Source organism: Candidatus Methylacidiphilum fumarolicum (assembly GCF_949774925.1).
In the GTDB taxonomy this organism is placed as follows: Bacteria; Verrucomicrobiota; Verrucomicrobiia; order Methylacidiphilales; family Methylacidiphilaceae; genus Methylacidiphilum; species Methylacidiphilum fumarolicum.
Genome location: NZ_OX458932.1, coordinates 783127 through 803064, shown reverse-complemented (window position 1 = coordinate 803064; position 19938 = coordinate 783127). Strand labels below are relative to the sequence as shown.

Annotated in this window: 15 protein-coding genes and 2 pseudogenes; 9 read left to right on the top strand and 8 right to left on the bottom strand. The window is 40.9% G+C overall.

What is annotated here, in order from left to right; all coding sequences use genetic code 11:
* The first annotated feature begins 1 nt into the window (after nt 1).
* The 4 genes from QOL44_RS03575 (at nt 2) to QOL44_RS03560 (ending at nt 5997) form a co-directional block, all read left to right on the top strand.
* Nucleotides 2–1315 carry a TolC family protein gene (locus QOL44_RS03575; protein ID WP_009060775.1) on the top strand — a complete coding sequence of 438 codons (1314 nt, stop codon included), beginning with the start codon at nt 2–4 and terminating at the stop codon, nt 1313–1315.
* A 110-nt stretch (nt 1316–1425) separates the two neighbouring features.
* Nucleotides 1426–2211, top strand: coding sequence for an efflux RND transporter periplasmic adaptor subunit (locus QOL44_RS03570; RefSeq protein WP_228343262.1), 786 nt, complete (start codon nt 1426–1428; stop codon nt 2209–2211).
* Nucleotides 2212–2220: 9 nt separating this feature from the next.
* Entirely contained in the window at nt 2221–5400 is a 3180-nt protein-coding gene (locus QOL44_RS03565; RefSeq protein ID WP_009060779.1) for an efflux RND transporter permease subunit, read from the top strand.
* Nucleotides 5401–5523: 123 nt separating this feature from the next.
* A complete protein-coding gene (locus QOL44_RS03560) occupies nt 5524–5997 on the top strand; it encodes a L,D-transpeptidase family protein (RefSeq protein WP_134372525.1) in 474 nt (157 codons plus the stop codon).
* 58 nt (nt 5998–6055) lie between these two features.
* Here QOL44_RS03560 and QOL44_RS03555 read toward each other — a convergent pair whose 3' ends face one another.
* Together QOL44_RS03555 and QOL44_RS03550 are read right to left on the bottom strand one after the other, a co-directional pair.
* On the bottom strand, nt 6056–7621 hold the full coding sequence (locus tag QOL44_RS03555) for a hydantoinase B/oxoprolinase family protein (protein WP_009060783.1): 1566 nt from the start codon (nt 7619–7621) through the stop codon (nt 6056–6058).
* Between the two features lie 37 nt (nt 7622–7658).
* Nucleotides 7659–9734: a hydantoinase/oxoprolinase family protein gene (locus QOL44_RS03550; protein WP_009060784.1), complete on the bottom strand. Its 2076-nt coding sequence runs from the start codon at nt 9732–9734 to the stop codon at nt 7659–7661.
* A gap of 227 nt (nt 9735–9961) precedes the next feature.
* On the opposite strand from QOL44_RS03550, the gene QOL44_RS03545 reads away from it, so the two are divergent.
* Complete coding sequence (locus QOL44_RS03545) at nt 9962–11587, top strand: bifunctional aminoglycoside phosphotransferase/ATP-binding protein (RefSeq protein WP_009060786.1); 1626 nt, start codon at nt 9962–9964, stop codon at nt 11585–11587.
* A 296-nt stretch (nt 11588–11883) separates the two neighbouring features.
* The gene (locus QOL44_RS03540) at nt 11884–12675 is read left to right on the top strand and encodes a hypothetical protein (RefSeq protein ID WP_228343263.1); all 792 of its coding nucleotides are present in this window, start codon (nt 11884–11886) and stop codon (nt 12673–12675) included.
* 255 nt (nt 12676–12930) lie between these two features.
* Here the strand turns inward: QOL44_RS03540 and QOL44_RS03535 are convergent, their stop codons facing one another.
* The 4 genes and pseudogenes from QOL44_RS03535 to QOL44_RS03520 all read right to left on the bottom strand — a co-directional run bounded on the left by QOL44_RS03535 (nt 12931) and on the right by QOL44_RS03520 (nt 15352).
* Nucleotides 12931–13440, bottom strand: a complete 510-nt coding sequence (locus QOL44_RS03535) for a hypothetical protein (RefSeq protein WP_009060789.1) — start codon at nt 13438–13440, stop codon at nt 12931–12933.
* A gap of 356 nt (nt 13441–13796) precedes the next feature.
* Nucleotides 13797–14240, bottom strand: coding sequence for a zinc ribbon domain-containing protein (locus tag QOL44_RS03530; protein WP_219804490.1), 444 nt, complete (start codon nt 14238–14240; stop codon nt 13797–13799).
* Nucleotides 14241–14261: 21 nt separating this feature from the next.
* Nucleotides 14262–15107: pseudogene (locus QOL44_RS03525) on the bottom strand (RNA-guided endonuclease InsQ/TnpB family protein); the annotation flags it as partial.
* Nucleotides 15108–15220: 113 nt separating this feature from the next.
* Complete coding sequence (locus QOL44_RS03520) at nt 15221–15352, bottom strand: hypothetical protein (RefSeq protein WP_283401204.1); 132 nt, start codon at nt 15350–15352, stop codon at nt 15221–15223.
* Nucleotides 15353–15361: 9 nt separating this feature from the next.
* Between QOL44_RS03520 and tnpA the strand changes: the two are divergent.
* Both tnpA and QOL44_RS03510 read left to right on the top strand, forming a co-directional pair.
* Nucleotides 15362–15816: pseudogene (gene tnpA / locus QOL44_RS03515) on the top strand (IS200/IS605 family transposase).
* A 547-nt stretch (nt 15817–16363) separates the two neighbouring features.
* On the top strand, nt 16364–17044 hold the full coding sequence (locus QOL44_RS03510) for a winged helix-turn-helix transcriptional regulator (protein ID WP_009060575.1): 681 nt from the start codon (nt 16364–16366) through the stop codon (nt 17042–17044).
* 15 nt (nt 17045–17059) lie between these two features.
* Here the strand turns inward: QOL44_RS03510 and QOL44_RS03505 are convergent, their stop codons facing one another.
* Nucleotides 17060–17248, bottom strand: a complete 189-nt coding sequence (locus QOL44_RS03505) for a hypothetical protein (RefSeq protein ID WP_009060573.1) — start codon at nt 17246–17248, stop codon at nt 17060–17062.
* Between the two features lie 103 nt (nt 17249–17351).
* Between QOL44_RS03505 and QOL44_RS03500 the strand changes: the two genes are divergently transcribed.
* On the top strand, nt 17352–18125 hold the full coding sequence (locus QOL44_RS03500; RefSeq protein ID WP_009060571.1) for a helix-turn-helix transcriptional regulator: 774 nt from the start codon (nt 17352–17354) through the stop codon (nt 18123–18125).
* 1011 nt (nt 18126–19136) lie between these two features.
* On the opposite strand, the gene QOL44_RS03495 is transcribed toward QOL44_RS03500, so the two are convergent.
* Nucleotides 19137–19820 (bottom strand): C40 family peptidase, encoded by a 684-nt coding sequence (locus QOL44_RS03495; RefSeq protein ID WP_009060564.1) that lies wholly within the window; start codon nt 19818–19820, stop codon nt 19137–19139.
* Nucleotides 19821–19938 lie beyond the last annotated feature (118 nt).

The window sequence follows — 19938 nt, the reverse complement described above, 5'->3', positions numbered from 1 at the left end:
AATGAAAACTCAACCCAAAATTAAGGCTTTTTATCCTTTTTTCCTTCTGGAACTTTTGGTTCTTTGTCTCTGTTTTTTTTGTCTTCCTCCTTCTTTGAAAGGCCAATCAGATCAGTTTAACTTTTCCATTACGATTCAGAATCTCATAGAAGAAGCCTACCGGAGGAATCCAGAAATACTCTATTATGAAGCAGGGATCGAAGCGGCTAAAGGTCAATCGATCCAAGCAAAAATTTTACCCTATCCAGAAATTGTTGGCTATGCTGGTCCATGGTTTAGCTCCCCAAGCCAGGGAGAAAAATCAGGCGGGGCAACAGGTTTTTACCAGGAATACGAAATCGTTCAACCCTTTTTCTTTCCTGGTAAAATGGATATTCTTAAAGCTATTTCAGACAAAGATGGAGAGTTAGCAAGGCTTTGGTTAAATCAATTTAAGTTAAGCTTAAGAGCGCAAGTGGCAAGCCTTGCTTATCAGCTGGCTGTCGCCGATGTGAATGCAAAAGCAACACAAGAAATTGTCAACCAAAGCAAAGAACTAATCGATTTTTTAGCAAAACGCCCAAAAATCGGGATCCAAGGGCTGCTTGACCTGAGGATAATCCAGGGAAGTTTAGTTGATTTTCAGAGAATGTACAGGGAACAGGAACAACTAAAAAAAACAGTGTTTGCTCAACTCAACGCTATTCTTGGCTATCCTCCAGAGCATCCTCTTCCTCAAAATATTTTACCGCCCGTCCAATGGCCTATTGTTCCTGATCTAAAAAAGCTTCTTGATTTGGCAAGCAAACAAAACAATTTCATCAAAATGCGAGTGGTGGAAATCGAACGAGCTGGAAAAGTAATCGATTCGGCAAAGTTGATGAATATGCCAGATTTTGGTCTTGGTCCTTATTTCATTCAGGAAAAAGGGACAAACAACAATATTGGTCCAGGAGTGATTTTTACTAGTGGAGTTCCTCTTTGGAATCAGAACCGTGGAAATATTCTTACCTCTGAAGCAAGAAAAGAGCAGGCGGTTTCCATGCTCGCTTCAACTTGGAGAATGGTTCAAAGTGCGATCAACTCCAGATTAGAAGTATATAGACAAGCAACAAGCTTATTAGCTAAACAGCCACTATCTCTTTTGGATGAACTACGTTCGGCCGTCAATCTTGCCGAAAGACAGTATCGAGTCGGAGCACTGCCTGTTCAAACATTCCTAGAAATACAAAGACAATATATCTTCAGTGCGCTAACTTTAAGAACTGCACAGATCGATGCAGCTGTTGCTTTCTATGACCTACAAACCCTTACTGGTGGAGAATGGTCAAAATAACAATAAAAAGATAAATACTACTGACTGCAATGCTCTTCTGTTTTTTATTGTACCCCTTCCTAATAAAGTTCCCAGGCTTTACCCCTTTTTTTATTTTCTTTTTTGTTCTTATGACTTGGTTGACTTTCTTCTTTTATCCTTCCCTTTATGGACAAGCTACGGACCACCCTTCAGGAGCTTCTGCGCCAGAGATTGTTTTTGAAGAGTCGCTGCCGCGACTGGATCCATCCTCTCCACCGCAATTCATTCCTGGTAAAGGACTTTTCCTTGGTGAAATCACAGAAAAAGAAATGGGAATTCAAATAGAGGCAGCCGTCGAAAAAGAAATTGCTCCCCTCTACTTTGGAGAAAGTCAAGTTTACAGGGTCTCATGGGAAAAAACTTCCGAGCAGAGTGGTTTGAAAGAAGGTTTTGCCTATTCTACTTCTTTTATTGATGCTAAAGATTCTGAAAAACTTAACGTTGGTCAACGCGTGCTTGTTAAGTCCAAACAGGAAGGCTCAGAGGCTACCTATGAGGGAAAAATTTTTTTTATAGACAAAGAGCTCATTCCAGTCATAGGAAAAGCGGAACTCATTTTACAGATTACTGATCCTAAACAGCGTCTCCAAGCTGGCGATTGGATAAACTTTGAAACTTCCCTGGGGCTGGTTGCAACTTGGGTAACTGTTCCTGAATCCGCAGTTTTGTACACCGCCAGTGGCTGCTTTTCCTATCTTTTTTTAGGTCATGGCAGATATCTACGCAAACCGATTGAAGTCGCCTTTGTCAGTCAAGGAATAGCCGCCATAAAAAAAGGAATCGAAAAAGGACAAGAGGTCGTGACACATGGAGCCAAACAGCTCTGGTTACTCGAACTGTCTCTGTCTCAATCCGGAGGGCCTTCCACCTACTAAAGAAAAGTTATGCCAACAAAGATCATTTTTTTATCTATCGAAAAGAAAGAAATTGTCCTTGGCTTAGCCATTGTTCTATTTATCGTCGGACTATGGTCTTTTTTCCATCTGCCTATTGATGCTGTTCCAGATTTATCGAATGTTCAAGTCCAAATTAATACCTATGTTCCCGCTTTTGCTCCAGAAGAAGTAGAAAAACTAATCACTTTTCCAATAGAAATCGAAATGGGAGGGATCCCAGGGCTAGAAACGATCCGTTCTCTAAGCAAATTCGGTCTTTCTCAAGTGACATTAATCTTCAGAGACGGCACTGATGTTTATCGCAGCAGGCAACTTGTAGGCGAAAGGCTACTGGTAGCCAGTTCGAAGATTCCACCTAATATTACCCCAACCATGGCACCCATAGCCACAGGACTGGGCGAAATTTTCAATTACATTATCCGCTATAAAGAAGGCGCAGACAAGCCTTCTTCGGAACTGCTTCAATTGATAGAACTACGACTGCTCCAGGAATACACAATTAGGCCAATGCTTAGAAGGGTAGCAGGTGTAGCTGATGTAAATACAAGCGGAGGTTATCAAAAGCTGATACTCGTAGAACCTGATCCTAGTCGGCTGACTAATGTGGGGCTTACGATTGGTGAATTTGGGCATATTGTTGGCCAAAATACGGAGATTGCCGGTGGAGGAGTCATCGATAAAGCGGGCGAACAGCTTACAGTAAGATCTTTGGGCAGGGTGAATACTCTGGATGAAATTGCGATAATCCCAATTAAATACGCCGGAGGATCACAGCCAGTATTAGTAAGGGATGTAGCTAAGGTAGAAGTGGGAGGCAACATTCGAGTAGGAGCTGCAACTTACAATGGGGCAGAAGCTGTTCTTGGAACCGTGATGATGCTTATTAAGGAAAATAGTCGAGCTGTTTCTGAGAGAGTAAGCAAGCAGTTGGAACTTATCCAACAAAGAATTCCCTCTTCCTTTGAAATTGTTCCCGTTTACAACAGGGCAGAGGTAGTTAATGCCACAATCCGAACAGTAACTCACAACTTGACGGAGGGAGCACTACTAGTCACTGCAATCATCTTTGTTTTACTGGGTAACTGGAGAAGTTCATTACTTATCGCCTCAGTCATTCCTATGTCCTTCCTTTTTGCCATCACTCTTATGTGTTGGTTGGGACTTTCCGGAAACCTTATGAGCTTAGGAGCTATTGATTTTGGATTGATCGTTGATGGAGCCGTCGTTGTTACAGAAAATGTTCTGCGGAGGTTATCTGTAAAAGAGGCTTTACTTGCTCGACCTATTAGTCCAGAAGAAAAAAGAAAAGAAATATTCGATGCTACTTTGCAAGTAATCGGTTCTGTCTTCTTTGGGATTCTAATTATTACAGTTGTCTATCTACCGATTCTCACCCTCTCTGGAATCGAAGGTAAGACCTTTAGACCTATGGCGATAACTGTTATTTTCATTCTTTCTGGCTCTCTCCTGCTGAGTTTAACCTATGTCCCAACCGTAGCCGTGCTTGGTTTAAAAGCTCAAAAGGAGATGAAAGATACATTTGTGGTCTCTGTGCTTAAAAAGGCCTATCTTTTGGTGTTACATTGGACATTAGCTTCTGGCAAATGGATAGTTCTTCCTGCTGCTCTGCTCTTAATAGCTTCCGCCTTTATAGCCTTCAGTCGGCTAGGAACCGAATTCATCCCAAGACTTGATGAAGGATCTATTGCCGCCATGATCTATAGAGCCTGGTCCAGTGATTTACCTTCCTCGGTGGCCATGGAAAAAAAGACTGAAAAGATGCTTTTAGAAAAATTCCCAGAAATCAAATGCATCTTTTCTAGAGTAGGCACTTCAGAAATTGCTACCGACCCTATGCCCCCAAACGAAAATGACATCTACTTGATGCTAAAACCAAAAGATATGTGGAGAAAGAAAAATGGAAAACCGATTTCCAAAGCAGAGCTTATTGAGTTGATAAATAAAGAAATTTCCTACCGTGTCCCTGGACAAAAAGTCCTTTTTTCCCAACCCATTGAAACACGATTCAATGAAATGCTCGAAGGCGTTCGAACGGATCTTTCGATCAAATGGTTTGGAGAAGATTACGATATTTTAACCAATTTAGCCAAGCAAACCGAAGCAATTGTCAAATCTATCCCTGGGACTCTTGAAACACAAATTCAAGCCGAAGGAGACGCTCCTTCTCTAGAATTCATTCCTGATCGACAGTTGATGGCCAAATATAATATCGAGGCAAGCGAAATGAATTCGGCAATATATTCGGCGATGGCTGGGAACCCTGTAGGTCTCATGATCGATGGAGAAAAGCGATATCCTATTACTATCCGACTTCCAGAACACTTTAGAGAAAATCCAGAAGAAGTCCTTAATCTGCCCATTAAATCGGTGACTGGCGGTGTTATGCCACTTTCCTCTATCTGCCACTACCAAATTTATAAAAGGCCGCGATCGATTTTCAGAGAAAACGGCGTTCGATATCGTGCTGTCATGGTCACTTTCACAAAGAAAGATATCGAAGGGTATGTTGAGGAAATCAGAAAAAAAGTTGAAAAACAGATTCATCCCCCTAAGGGATATTATGTTGAGTATGCCGGTCAGTATCAAAATTTAATAAAGGCAAGGCAAAGACTCTTTGTTATTGTACCCTCTTGCCTTTTACTTATCTTCTTTTTATCGTATATCGCCCTGAAAAATTTCAAACAGAGTCTTCTTGTCATTTCCAGTGTCCCTTTTGCAGCCACCGGTGGCATATTATCTCTTTTCTTTTTGCATATTCCTTTTAGTATTTCTGCAGCCATTGGTATGATCGCTCTTTCGGGGATATCCGTTCTGGCCTCTTTGATCCTTGTCACCTTTATCAACCAGCTTCGACAAGAAGGATATGAACTAAAAGAAGCAATTGAAAGAAGCTGTGACTTAAGATTTCGACCGATTCTTACCACTGCAGCGGTTGCAAGCCTTGGCTTTATCCCAATGGCACTTTCTAAAGGAGCTGGGGCTGAAGTTCAAAAACCTCTTGCCATTGTTGTCATTGGAGGGATTGGTTCATCAACTTTCCTAACCCTTTTACTGCTACCGCTTTTGTATTTTTATCTGGAATATCGAAAAGAAAAAAAACAAGTTCATCCAATACTGAAAGAGCAAGAATTCCTTGAAAAAAAATAACTGAAAAAAAACATATAAATTCAGGAAATTAAAAAAAGGATCCTTTTGTTGCTAAAGAAAAGACTCCAGTTTTTGTATCCTTGTTGTCTTATTTTTTTCCTTTTTTTCCAGACGCATGGATTGATGGCTGAAAGAGAGAAAAATTTTCAATGGCTTAGAAACCAAACGGAGGTTCAGATTTCAGAAATTATTGTGAGCTTATCGGAACAAAAAATCTACGCCTATGGCACCAACGGGAAGCTCGTTGGCGCATCGATTATTTCTTCAGGAAAAGAAAATTTTTCTACCCCAGCTGGAGAATACCAGATCATAGAAAAAGAAAAAATTCATTATTCAAACCTTTATGGCTATATTGTCGACCGTTATGGGAACATCCTACGGCCAGGCAGTTCTAAAGAAAGAATTTCAAAAAAATGGCATTTTCGAGGAGCCCCAATGCCCTACTTTCTGCGCTTGACAAACAGTGGTATCGGCTTTCATGGTGGGCCAACCACAGGCCGACCTATTTCTCATGGATGTATCCGATTGCCTATGGATTTTGCTGCAAAACTTTTTACAAACACCCCTATTCACACTAGAGTGCTTGTTTTCGATTAAAAAGTTGGAATTTTTTTCTTCCCTATCCCTCGTTCTCCCAACTTTTCTTATGAACAACTTATTTCTTCATTCCCCATCCACCCCCACCGGGTGTTTCAATTCTTAAAAGATCTCCTTTTTGGACGCTGAACACCTTTTTTGAAGGCAACCGAATTTCCTGGCCCTGACGGATTAAAATATTTTCTCCAGGTTTACCATCTTCGCCTCCCAAAAGACCATACGGAGCAAATTTTCTTCTATCCGAAAGAATCGAGACAGTCATTGGTTGCAGAAATTCTATTTCCCGAATGATCCCATCGCCTCCTTTTTTTTCTCCCTTGCCACCTGACCCTTCTCTAATGGCATACCTTTTCACTCGGATAGGCAAATTATATTCCATTGTTTCGATGGGAGTATTTAAAGAGTTAGTCATATGCGTCTGGACTGCACTGTCCCCATCCCCTAAAGGTCCCCCTCCCATCCCCCCGCCAATGGTTTCATAATAGGTAAAAGGCTCAGCACTCTCATAATGGAGGCCTCCAAAACTAAGATTATTCATTGTTCCACTGCTAGCTGCTGGGATCAACTCTGGGATAGCTTGATGCAAAGCTCTCAGAAGAACATCAACGACTCTTTGTGAGGTTTCAACATTGCCTCCAGCCACAGAAGCCGGATAGATGGCATTCACTACAGTTCCTGAAGGGGCAATCAGTTGCACGGAGGATAATATTCCCGCATTAGCAGGCACTTCTTCAGGCAAAAGCGCTCGCAAGACGTAAGCAACAGCTGAATGAGTGATGGAAAAGACTGCGTTAAGGTTCCCTTCAACCTGGTGAGATGAGCCGTTGAAGTCAATTAAAACACTCTTGCCTTTCTTTTGAATTGCTACCTGTATAGGAATTGGTTCTGGAGAAATCCCATCGTCATCTAAGAAATCCAAAGCTTTGTAGGTTCCATCAGGTATTTGTTCTAGCCTCTTTTGCACCATACTCGCTGTGTAATCAATTAAAGCGCTCATAGCCTCGGCTATCTTTTCTTTTCCATATTTGCGGACCATCTCCAAGAGCCTTTTTTCCCCTACTCGATTTGCTGATAATTGGGCTGTCAAATCGCCTTCGCGTTCTGATGGAGTGCGAACATTCGAAAGGATAAGATTTAATAGCGGTTCGTTCCATTTTCCCTCTTCCACCAGTTTTACTGCAGGAATACGCAACCCCTCCTGGTATATTTCTCTGGTTAAGGCCATCGAGCCTGGAGCTATGCCCCCAATATCTGAATGATGGGCTCGAGAAGCTACATAAAAAAAAGGGGTTCCATCGGCATTGTCAATAAAAACGGCCGTTATCATGGTAATATCCGGAAGATGCGTCCCCCCTTCGAAAGGATCATTGAGAATGACTACATCCCCCTTTTTCATGGAAATCGAACGAACAACCCTACGAACAGCCATCGGCATAGAACCTAAATGCACAGGCATATGGTCGCCTTGAGCCACCAGTAAGCCTTCTTTATTATAGATAGCGCAGGAATAGTCCCGCCTTTCTTTAATGTTCGGAGAAAAAGCAGTCCTTCTCAGGGTTACGCCCATTTCTTCGGCAACATAAATAAAAAGAGACTTAAATATCTCTAATTCAATCGGATCCATAACCTTCCTAAAATAAAAAACACAGAGTCACAACCAATCAAGTCCTCTTGGAGATAAAAAGGTTTCCATAACAGTCGACGATGACTTCAAAGCCAGGGTTCACAACCGAGGTTGCACTATATTCAACAATTATTGCAGGACCGACTATCCGGTTTCCTCCCTCTAGCTTTTCCCTTAGATAAATGGAAGTGGGCCACTGTTTTTTTTGAAAATAAACCGGCATTGTTCCAATTATCGCTTCAGGACGAGGGGTTTCTCCAAGGATTGGATATCTCGGAAAAGTCATCTTATCAATAACGCCCACTGCTTTTAAGCGAAACGTCACCGTTTCTATTGTCCTTGACCAGTCACAATAGCCAAACCTTTCCTCATGCTTTTGGTGAAATTCTCTTTCCAACCTTGTACTGTAAGGGAGGCTAATCTCAAAAGATTGGCCCTTATACCTCAAATCAATGTATCTATAAAATAGTTGTCTAGAACTAGGTATTCCCTCTTCTTCTAGATCTTTCTTAGCTTCTCTTTCTAATTTTCTAAAAAACGATTCGATCTCATCTTCCTCAAATGCTTCCAAGGGTCTAATACAACTAAAAGAATAATCTTTGACAACATCTGACAATAACACACCCAATGAACAGAATAACCCTGGATCTCTTGGCACCACGACAAGTGGAATCCCAAGAGCTTCCGCTAAGTCACAGCCATGTAGTCCACCGGCGCCACCATAAACCATTAAAGAAAAATCTCTTGGATCTAATCCCTTGGAAACAGTCATAAGCTCGATAGCTTTAGCCATTTGTAAGTTAGCTATATCCAATATTCCCTGAGCAAGTCCTATGACTGCTTTTTCGATCCCCCCTTCCTTTTCGATATACTCAGCCATTTTCTGTTGGCAAAATTGCTCGAAAAGTTGCCAGGTCCTTTGTCGATCCAATCGTAACTGCCCACCTAAAAAAACCGTATCCAGTAATCTGCCTAAAATAACATGCGCATCTGTCACCGTTAGACATTCCCCTTTCCCATAGCAAATCGGCCCTGGATCGGAACCGACACTCTGAGGACCTACCCGCAAAGCTCCTCCGGCATCAACCCGAACGATCGATCCACCACCCGCTGCAACCGATTTTATCGAGAGGATAGAGCTGCCGAAGGCATATCCCCCAATCTCACCTTCTGTCGTTCTATCCATCTCTTCGCCCACAAAAAAACTGACATCAGTGGATGTTCCACCCATATCAAGTGTTACAACTCGTTCTAAACCACAGCTGCGAGCTACAGCGGCTGCTGCACACACCCCTCCAGCTGGTCCTGATAAGATCGTCAAAAGTGGTTTTTTTCTGATTCCATCCACCGATAATATGCCACCGTTAGATTGCATTATTCTGAAAAAAGACTTTCTTCGACAACGAGAAAGAAGTTGACGTCCAAAACGAGAGGCAATCCACTCATAAAGAGAGTTCAAAGCTCCTTCGAGATATCTTGAAATTACCGGACCAATCATGGCATTGAGGACCGTCGTCGACGTTCTTTCATATTCCCTATATTCAGAAAGAATTTCATGCGATAAGCTTACTTGATAGCCTTTCTGTCTTAGGAATAACCCAATCTTCTTTTCGTGGATGGGATTAGCAAAAGAAAAAAGGAAAGAGACAGCCACGCTTTCTACTTGCTCCTCTTTTAATTTGTCAACCACTGTGTCTATAGCGGAAAGATCGATAGACTCTAGCACTTCTCCTTCCTTTGTGACTCTTTCAGGAACCCCAAAGCGAAGGTGTCGTGGAATAAGACAAGGGACTTTAGACGGTCCAAGTTTATAGAGACTTCGCCGGTTCTGCCTACCAATCTCAAGGACATCCTCAAAGCCTTTAGTAGTAAAAAGAGCTGTCTTAGCACCTTTGCCCTCAAGAATAGCATTGGTTCCAACAGTAGTGCCATGGACAATTTCAAAAGCATTCAAACGATCAAAAGAATTAAGCAGTTCTTTGATTCCTTCAATTAATCCTTCTTCAGGTCGCATACTGGTCGACCGCCGTTTTAACCTTTGAATAGTACCACCATCATAAACCACAAAATCTGTAAAAGTGCCTCCTATGTCCACGCCAATTCTAACAAGCATATTCCGACCATCCTTAAAGCTCTATTGTTATAATACGTTCTCTCCAACAAAACCCAGTAGCTTTTGAAGAGCACTAAATCTTGTTCAATCACTCAGCAGTCTTTTGCCTTTCCTTTTTCGCTTTCCTTTTATATCCTCTTTAGGAAGTGTTCTTAAGAAAAAAATCATCCCAACAACTACCGATGAATCAAAAAGATATATATCCTGAAATGTAAAAAAAAACACATATGAATAACGACAAAAAAACAAGGGACGATCTTCCATCTCAAGAAGAACTATTAAAGTTTCTATTAACCAAACATTCCTATCCCCATAAGCCTAAACATATTCGCTTTGTTCAAACCCATGCATCCTATGTTTTTATCGTTCCTCCATTTGTTTACAAAATAAAAAAACCAGTGAATTTTGGATTTCTTGATTTTTCTACTCTCGAAAAAAGACGTTTTTTTTGCCAACAAGAAATTCAATTAAACCGGCTCCTTTGCCCTGATGCTTACTTAGGAGTAATTCCAATTTTCAAAAATCCATCAGGTTTCTTGACTTTCGATGGCTCAGGCAGTGCCATCGAGTATGCTGTACAAATGCGTATGCTTCCGCATCGTTATTTTTTCAAAAGGTTACTCCTTAGGAATTGCGTGCAACTTGCGGATATGGAGAGGATTGTCTCTAAGCTTTGCCAGTTCTATAAAGAAACCGAAGGCGGAGCAGATATTGCTTCATGGGGTACAATCGAAAAAATTAAAAAAAATACCGATGAAAACTTTGAGCAAACCCAATCCGTCATCAATATAACTGTCAGCCAAACCGCCTTTGAGTCGATCCGCTATTTTACAAATCGTTTTTACGAACTGTATCCTGATCTTTTTGAAGAGCGAGTACAGCAAGGTTGGATCAAAAATTGTCATGGAGACCTACACCTTGAACATATTCATTTGCAGCCTAAAAATATCTGCATTTTCGATCGGATTGAGTTCAATGAAAGATTCCGATTCATAGACGTTGCTTCTGACATTGCCTTCTTAGCTATGGATCTTGATTATAATGGCCGTCAAGATCTATCTTGCTTCTTTTCTGACCGTATGGGACAAGAATTAAAGGATTTAGGCCTAAAAAAACTACTCGATTTTTACAAATCTTACCGAGCTTACGTCCGAGGAAAAGTCGAAGGAATGACTGCTCAAGACCCTCTCGTTGATCCGGTGAAGAAAAAAGAGCATATTGAAAAGGCTAAAAAATATTTCCGCCTTTCTTTACAGTATGCTGCGATCGGGTCTAAGCCTATTCTTTTGGTGGTTATGGGAAAAATAGCGACAGGGAAAAGCTATTTGGCTCAAAGCCTTGCAGAGGAGCTTGACTGGAAAGTCTTTTCTTCTGACAGAATCCGTAAAGAGATGCTAGGCCTAGACATTTATACAAGACCAGAAGAATCGATTCGAGAAAAATTATACTCAGAAGAAATAACCTCTAAAACTTACGAACGATTGATTCATAACGGACTTACTGAACTAAGTACAAACAAAGGAGTTGTACTTGATGCTACCTTTGGACGAAAGGAACAAAGGGCATTGCTTCTAGAAGCAGTGCATTCAAAAGGTTACAGCGTTTTATTTATCGAAGTGCAAGCGGATTTGCCTACAAGGAAAAAAAGGCTTGTAGAACGATCAGTCTATCGTTCCATTTCCGATGCACGTCTAGAAGATCTCCCTCTTATAGATAGTCTTTATGAAGAACCTATGGAACTTCCACAAGACCATCTTTTAAAGATTTCTTCAACTGAACCACTCATGCTCCTATTGAGTCGTCTTTTCCATCTTCTTTGTGATCTCCACTTGCAGCGATTAATGCACGAATAAACAAAAACTAAAACTTCCCTTTTAACTGTTCTTTAATCAAGCCGCAAAAAATAGATAAAAAGGGCATAGATTAATTCCTTTATTAAAAATAAATAAAACTATAAAAACTGGCATTCCCTTTGCTTTATTTGTACACCAAAAGTACTTTTTTCTTCAATGAATGCATTCGGGTACATCTAATGGTTATCCGTACTTTTCTTTTCATTTTGCTTTTGTTTGTCTTATCGAACTTCGCAAAAGCCGACACAGTTTTCTGGCCAGGAGAAGAAATCGCTGCGCAAGATTTAGTTGAAACAATGAACTCTCAGGACCCAGGGAAAGGATGGCTTGGCAAATGGAGAAAAATGGCTGCAGAAACACGAGACAGACAGCCCAAATGGCTTACTCCTCTTGTAACTTCTACAGCAAGGCTAGAGCAGAGAATCCGCTATGATGTTTATTATGAAACTCTCCCAACAGGTAATAAGGGATGGGATTTTGGTTCAGGCAAAGGTGTATCTCTGATTGTAGGACCAACCATTCAATTTACTTTTTCTCTCCCAGAATACTTATTTTTCCCTGGCCAAGGAAGAAATGACGGCTTTGCGGGAGAAACATTTCTTGTTAGGAACCGAATCATGGCTTCCCCAGAAGGACAAAAAAATTATTGTTTTTCTGTTCAGTTACAAGCTGTTTCTCCGCTTGGTACTACACTTCCCGGCCCTCAAAACCACTGGACTTGGGCTCCAGCCCTTCTTTTTGGCAAAGGATGGGGTAATTTCTCTATGCAATTGAACTTTGGGACTCGATGGACTGATGGGAATAACACCAATTCAGCACTACCCTATTTCTACAATGTCGCCTTCCAATATCGAATCGGATATGTTACTCCAACAGTAGAAATCACCTCTCAATCTTCGTTCGATCAGCTCTATTTTATAAATGCCCCAGGACTTTTTGTGGTCCCGGAGGTGTTGATTGGCCGTTTTGCGTTCAAAGATGATTGGAAAGTCTACTTTGGCTTTGGTTATCAAATTGGATTGAATTCTCCAACAATAGAAAAAAAATACGCCAATGCACTGATCATGAAATTCCATCTACTCTTTTAAGCTCTTTTCCTCCCCACTCTGTTATGCAAAGGGGAGGATTTTCCATAGCCGAAGGCAAAGGAGGGTTTTTCCCTCTATTGTTCGGTTCAAGGACAATTTTTGTGGACAGGTATCATCCATGCCTGAGCTAACCTCTATGGCTTCCTTAATCACTTTTCTGTAGCAGTTTTCCGGTTCTTAGCTAAACCGTTACCTAGGGACCTTTGGAAAAGATGAATGACATTCCATTGGGAGGATTTAGTCCAATGGAAAGCTTTAAGGCAAAATCCCTAATTTTTCGTATGCCTCTTTTTGTAGGGGATAAATCTTATTTTTTGAGGCCAAAGCTTCGGCTCGTAACTGTCCCTCCCCTTTTTCAGCTAATTCCCTTCTTGCCCAAAATGAAGCAATACAGCTTACTTCTTGAGAACTTAAACCAATCTTTGGAAGATCTCGGTAAACATAACAAAAGGAACAATAATGAACGAATCGTATTTTCGAATTTTTATTCGAAAATAGTAGCACTCCTTTTCTTTCATTTCCATCTTCAGATATGAAATAAAACTCCTCCCCATCTGCACTGGTTGTTCCAATATAATCATGGGTACAATCAAAAGCTAAATAACTGCGAATAAACATCTGCTCGCCTTCAGGAAACTGATCCAGAAACCTCAAAAGCCTTGGAGTAGCCAAAGGGGTTTTGGCAGCTCGTAAAGCTAAGAGCTCTGACAACTGGAAAGAAAAGAAGGAGAAAAGAAAAAAAATTACAATTGACCATCTCTTCATTGGTACTACAAATATTTAAACATAACTTCGAGTAGCTGTTTTAATAATTTTTAAGCATCTACAAAAATAAAACGTTGCTTTCTCTATGTCTCCATAAGAGATTTTCCACTGAAAAACTGCTTGTTGCCTATACTTCCTGATTTTTGGCCGTTCATCTTTATAATTTTTTAATCTTTAACCAAAGCAAAATATCAAAAAACCCTTTCTTCTCCTGAATATTGACTTTCTCTCAACGGCTTTGCGCCTTCACTTTATCCTGATGAACTCCAACTACTGCGAATAAATCAGTCTGTAGTTGTTCGACTGTTCATCTAAATAGACAAAGTAGTCGGTTCATTAATACTCAAATCATCAGCTTACTCTTTTGCACTATTCGATTTCAAAACTTTTGATAAAACGCCATGGAAATTTCTTCCATCCATATTCTTTATGCCATAATGAACTACTCCATCCAAGCCTGACGGCTCTGGGATGGGGTTTCGCGCTTCCCTGCGGTCAGTTTCACCGGAGTATGCTCGGCTCGCGGACTTCCAGCCCGCAGCGAGGTTCCATCCGGCCAGAGCTTCCCGCTCCACGCATGGATCGGTTCCCGTCCATTCCTTTCCGTATACAACGACCTTCGGCCCCGGAAAGGCGAAGCCGTGCTCCTTCTCCCATTTCGCCAAGCCCCAGTCGAGAAGCCCGAGCGCCGAGTTCTCGTCCCGATGGCAGGACGCTCCGCATGCGCACTCATGCCACCGGTCGCCGAGGGTCTTTTCCACGACGCCGCCGCATCGGTGGCATCTCTGGCTTGGCTTCAACGTCCTCGCCTGTGCTTCCAGCTATCCGATACCAGCCTCTTCCGCTTTGTATCCGACCATCGCCCCGAAAGCTCCGAACGATGCGTCCAACATCTCTCGATTCAGCCCGGCTTTTTGCCGCACACGTTTCCCGGGCTTTTTCCGGCTGCCCCGGGCCGAAGCCGTCATCCTTTTCGGCTCCAGCTCCTCCGTGATCAACAGTCCGCTGCGTCTCACCATCGCGGCGCTCTGCTTGTGCAGGAAATCCTTCCTGACGTTCGCCACCTTGGCGTGCATCCGGGCGAGCAGCTCGTACTGCTTGCGCAACCTCTTGGAAATGCGAAATCCCTTCCGTTTCCCCTGCTTGCGGATCGCCGCCTCCATCTTGCGGGAGATCGTCCGTTCGAGCTTCCTGAGCTTCTTAAGCGCCTTGCGCAGATGGCGCGGATTGGCTCCCTCGGAAACGTCCGGCTCGCTCTTTCCCGGCTCCAACCTGGCGCTGGTCAGGAACCGCTCCGTGCCCAGGTCGAAAGCCTCGGCTCCACAGCCATGCTCCCGCGCCGGCCGGCAGCGCATCGTGACCGACGCATGCCATCGGCCGCCGGAAAGAAAGATCTCGCATGTCCTGGGTTCTCCGGGAGTACGGGCCTTGCCCCGGATCGGGATCTCCCCGATGCCGGAGAGACGAAGCTTCAGGTGAGCGCTTCGCTCTCTGGCGAGCAGCCGCCAGTCACCTTCGTGCTGCTTGAAGCCGAAACCGCTGAATCGCCCTGCCTGCTTGAAACGCGAGAATCCCGGCTTTTCGCCTTGCCGGACGCGGCGGAAGAACGCCTGAAAGGCGAGATCCAACCTCTTGAGCGTTACCTGGGCGGATTGAGCGTTGATCGAGGCGAGAAGCGCGCTGTGGGAACGGAGTTCGGTGAGCCATCAGCACTGCTCGACGAAACCGATGCGCCGCTTTTCCTCCTTCCACGCCCGCCTGCGCTCCTCCAAAGCTAGGTTCAGAGAAAGCAATGGACCCAGCGAGTCCGCAAAAGCTCATCCCGGACGGTCTTGGATGGATAGAGCCGGTAGGTGACCTTGCGCTCGACCGGACCCAGAACGGGAAGACCAGCGGGTGATGCGATCATCATGAGGCGACGCTGGACAGTGGCCAGCAATATGGTCTATCATTTAGTGTAATGACAGGTCAAGTGCGTTTGCACCTTCTGCATCACTGCGTTTACGCGCTGCACTACCATTTAGTTCTTGTCACAAAATACCGCCGCAAGGCGCTCACCCGCACCATGCTTGACCGGTGCGTGCTATTGCGGAAATGCGCTGGGAGGGATGGGGCGGACAGCTGCTTGAGTGCAACGGAGAATCTGACCACGTTCACTTGCTGGTTGCCTTGCCACCAAATCTTGGACTCAGCCGCTTCCTGAACAATCTCAAGACAACTTCTTCCAGGCTTCTCCGCAGAGAGTTTGCCACAACGGTCGCCCGTTTCTATCGTAAGGCAGTTCTTTAGAGCCGTTCCTACTGCGTTATCACGTGCGGGGGTGCCCCATTAACCGTCCTCAAACAGTACATCGAACGGCAAGAAACGCCGGAATAGGGCGGCCTTCACCACCAGCCAAGCCCAAGGCTCTGGCTGGAGCACTGGCCGCCGGAGAGGGTAGAAAAAAATCGTCTTTAAAATTGCAAAAATCTCAACTGGCAACACATCACTGAGCTTTTTAACGATACAAACGGCTAAAATTTTTTATTTGTTGCTACGGATTGTCTATGAATCCATCAACATCTATTCTATTCAATATGCCTCATAGTGTATCAGAACGATAACGGTCATTTGCTGCATCCTATTTATACCTTTTTCTTTAAAAAATTTAGTGTTTTTTTTTCTAAGTGAAAAATAGGGATTGACCTGGATATGCTTTTAAATAAAATAAAAAAAATTTAGATAAGATGAATTAAAAATGATAGATTAGAATGTCTTTGTCATCTATTGGTGAAAATAGTAGATAAAAAAAATCTTAATAAACTACAATATCTTAAGTCCAAATATAGGAAACAAGCAGAATCATATTGTTAGCTACAAACATCTTCTTTTCTTTTCCTCTTAAGTAGAATGGTCGTGAATCCTTTTTCTTTAAGGCATCTGTATGATTTTTATCCTTGCAACATCAAATGAAACCTACATTCGATCTGTTGAAGAAGCTTCAAGGCTTCTAAATAGCCAACTAATCGCCGTAAACCATTTAAGCGAATTTTTTATTCAGCTCATTTTTAAAACTTATGATGCTGCCATTATTGATCCAAAGACCCCTAGCAACTTTCCTTATCTAGAGATTGTTGAGAAATTAAGGAGTGAAGGCATTCTGCTACCCATTCTATTAATTGATATTGATTTAAATGCGCAAAAAAGAATCATTGCTTTAAGAAAAGGCATTGAAGTTTTCATTCCAAAAGATTTTAGCCCTGAAGAGCTTGCCGAGCATCTCCAGATTCTTCTTCAAAAGAAAAAACCAGAAAAACATATCTTGAAAACTGGAAATCTCACCGTTGATTTAAAAAATTCTAAAGTCTGGAAAGGAACTAGAGAAATAAAACTAACTCCAAAAGAATTTTCTTTGCTGGCCCTATTATTATCAAAAAGAAATAACATTGTATCTACCGAAGAAATTTCTGAACAAATATGGGGCAATCCCTCTAAGATTAGCTCTATCAGAAATGTGATTCAGGTACATATATGTGGTTTAAGAAAAAAACTTGAAAAAAATACTTTAAAGAATTTCATTACCACCATTCGAGGTAAAGGATGGATAATCCGGGATATTTTATAATAGTTCCTCTCTTTTTTATCCATTAGAATTTATTTTTGAAATGCCGATTTTCTTTTCAATTTGAGCTATCCTCCATTCAATCTGGTCTATCTTTTTTGCCAATGACTCTATTGCTGCCCATATCTTTTCGTCTTCATTATAATCTATAAGTTTATTAAATAAATTAATTAAATCTATAGCCACAAATTGATCATTATTTTTCATGAGGTTAACACTAAAAAATGTATTTTTTTAGGCAACTACCCACTTGATTAGGAAAAATAACTTAATTATTCTTAATCCTATTATTATATTTATCTTTCGAATAATGGGAAAAACTTCTTCTCTTAGCAAAAAAGATCTTTTGGATGCTTTAGAACTTATTAATTTTTCCATACACCTAAAAAAGGAAAAGGAGCTAAGGAATCTTTTTGGGAAAGTTCAGAACATTCTACCTTCTAGATTGATTGCTTGCGGTATAACAAAAATCAACGCTAATATCAAAATAGATAAAATCATTAAAATATTTAATCATAGTTTTCCAAACGATCTCATTGCCTTTTATCTAAAGTTACAATATCAGAAAGTGGATCCTGTGATCAGAACAGCACTTAATAACGAGGGAAGAATTGTCAGGAGAACTGTCATTTTTAAAAACAATCACGATAAGTTAAGAAAAGAATACATCAAAGACGCTTCAGATATAGGGCTTCTAACAGGATTGAGTTATGGAGTTTTTGAACAGACAAGTAGCATAGCTACTCTATTCTCTTTTTGTGATAAAGATATTGAAAGGCATCGTCGCCATGAAATAGTCTTAGGTGTCCTTATGCATCATCTCCATTTGTCTGTTCTAAAATGTTTTTTACCAAAAAATATCCAAAAATTAGAAAGCAACTATTCAGACACTTTAACCCATCGAGAAAAAGAGATAATAAAATGGGTTAAAGAAGGGAAGACAAATTGGGAAATTTCTTGTATCTTAAATATAAGTGAATCAACGGTAAAATATCATTTAAAAAATATATTTATAAAACTTGACGTTACTAACCGTTGCCAAGCTGTTGCAAGGGCTATTCATACAAATTTACTAAATCTGTAAGGCTATCTTTATAATACTTTCTATATATTGTTTACCAATAGGCAAGAACGAAAGAGCATCTAATATTTATAACATATTTTCCCACCATCTGTATTCCATGTATTATATCTCCTGTCTTTAAAATAGTTATTATAATATTTTTTATCATTTTTTTATTTAGCTCTTCTTTTCTATTCACAAGATCGCTGAGATTGCTTGGTTATTTTTTATGTTTTTTCTTTTTTATTTTTGTTTCTCATTAATAATCCAGTGGTATGGTCAAGAAACAGATTTAAAACAGAATTAAAAAAAGATCTATCTTCTTGAAAAGAAAGAGCTTGACATATATTTTACTTCTTTTGAATAGCGTGGTTGCTATGTTCTATCATTATCCGAGTATAGTTGATGAAAACAATAGGCATATAATACCCCTAGAAAGGACTCGCCTTTAGGCAGATATACGCGTACTATATGGAATAGCATGTGCCCGATTGAAAGCAGCAGAAAACAAAAAAAGATATGTATGCAATTTTGCAAGAATAATTATACTCAAGGAAGAAGTATGTTTTAATCATCTTTACAAAGAAATATCACTAGCATCTACTTACATTTATCGTGGATTAGAATACAGCTTATGGACATGATGGAATGCCATGGCATGCATCTTGCTTGGCATGATATTGATTAATAATACTCCATGACTTTGCAACCGAAAATGTGAAACGATCTTTTTTTCTACAGAAATGTTATGTTATGATTTTTAGGGTAGTTCTTGATTTGCTTTCACGATTCTCTAATTCTCTTCATCATCCTTTCTTTTTTTTAAACATTCTTCTCTTCCCTATAAGTTAGCTTTGGGATTTAAAAGATACTTATGGAATCACATAACCGCAAAAATGATAGGAGCTATACGTAATTTTTTATTATTATAGTTCAACATTGTGTTTTATGATACTTCCATGAGATATTTTTTTTCTTTTCTAGAGTTTTTTATAGCTTATATAAACGACTTTCATCCCCCCCTTTTTAAAGCTAGTTTTCTTCCAATTTTTCTATCCCAGGAATTTTTCCGTATCCGATAAACTTTGTGGAACTATTTAGATGATAATTAGGATTTGCAAATTTCATAAAAAGATCAAAAACACTCACTCCCCATCTTCTTTTCCCATGATAGGTTCGTCCATCACTTGAACCAACCATTACCCGTTCTCCCGTTTGTTTTTCATGGCCAAGATAAATCATGACATGAGTAATGGGTGGATCATTGGCTGTCGGATAAGTTCCTATCCAGAAAAGAAGATCTCCAGGCTTTAGCTCAGATAATTCAAAACTTTCTTGGTTATTACTCAAGACCGCCCTGAATAATCCTTCTTTTCTTACCCAAGAATAGATTTGAGAAGCACTTCGCGGAACGTTCTTTAATCCGATCTGGGTAAGAAGATAATAAATAAATCCTGAACAATCCATTCCTCCTTCCTTCGGATCGGCTGATCCATAAAGGTAGGTCAAGTTTTGGTGGGTCAAGGCCAAAGCTTTTGTAATGAGAAGTTGAATAGGTTTTGATAACTTTGGAAATTCGATCAGATCTTCTGGTTCTAAAGAGGCATTAGGGAAGACATCCGCAGGTTGGGCAGGATCAGAAGCTGGAGAAGCAGCAACAGACAAATCAAACCGACTAAAAAGAATCCATAAAATTAAGAAGAAAAAAAAATTCATCGCCTGAACTACAATGCAAGGAATTTTCTAATAATTAAAGAGTTTTGCAGCTAATTTTTACATTTTTTTCTTGTCAAAAAGAATACAACTAATCCAGCTGCAACGATTGTTTCAGAAT

Excerpts from the sequence above, each read along its gene's own strand:
- QOL44_RS03535 (WP_009060789.1), bottom strand. The coding sequence starts at position 13,440 with ATGAAGAGATGGTCAATTGTAATTTTTTTTCTTTTCTCCTTCTTTTCT.
- QOL44_RS03575 (WP_009060775.1), top strand. The coding sequence starts at position 2 with ATGAAAACTCAACCCAAAATTAAGGCTTTTTATCCTTTTTTCCTTCTG.
- QOL44_RS03540 (WP_228343263.1), top strand. The coding sequence starts at position 11,884 with ATGAACTCTCAGGACCCAGGGAAAGGATGGCTTGGCAAATGGAGAAAA.
- QOL44_RS03495 (WP_009060564.1), bottom strand. The coding sequence starts at position 19,820 with ATGAATTTTTTTTTCTTCTTAATTTTATGGATTCTTTTTAGTCGGTTT.
- QOL44_RS03560 (WP_134372525.1), top strand. The coding sequence starts at position 5,524 with ATGGCTGAAAGAGAGAAAAATTTTCAATGGCTTAGAAACCAAACGGAG.
- QOL44_RS03510 (WP_009060575.1), top strand. The coding sequence starts at position 16,364 with ATGATTTTTATCCTTGCAACATCAAATGAAACCTACATTCGATCTGTT.
- QOL44_RS03550 (WP_009060784.1), bottom strand. The coding sequence starts at position 9,734 with ATGCTTGTTAGAATTGGCGTGGACATAGGAGGCACTTTTACAGATTTT.
- QOL44_RS03570 (WP_228343262.1), top strand. The coding sequence starts at position 1,426 with ATGACTTGGTTGACTTTCTTCTTTTATCCTTCCCTTTATGGACAAGCT.
- QOL44_RS03545 (WP_009060786.1), top strand. The coding sequence starts at position 9,962 with ATGAATAACGACAAAAAAACAAGGGACGATCTTCCATCTCAAGAAGAA.
- QOL44_RS03565 (WP_009060779.1), top strand. The coding sequence starts at position 2,221 with ATGCCAACAAAGATCATTTTTTTATCTATCGAAAAGAAAGAAATTGTC.
- QOL44_RS03505 (WP_009060573.1), bottom strand. The coding sequence starts at position 17,248 with ATGAAAAATAATGATCAATTTGTGGCTATAGATTTAATTAATTTATTT.
- QOL44_RS03520 (WP_283401204.1), bottom strand. The coding sequence starts at position 15,352 with ATGATGATCGCATCACCCGCTGGTCTTCCCGTTCTGGGTCCGGTCGAG.
- QOL44_RS03555 (WP_009060783.1), bottom strand. The coding sequence starts at position 7,621 with ATGGATCCGATTGAATTAGAGATATTTAAGTCTCTTTTTATTTATGTT.
- QOL44_RS03500 (WP_009060571.1), top strand. The coding sequence starts at position 17,352 with ATGGGAAAAACTTCTTCTCTTAGCAAAAAAGATCTTTTGGATGCTTTA.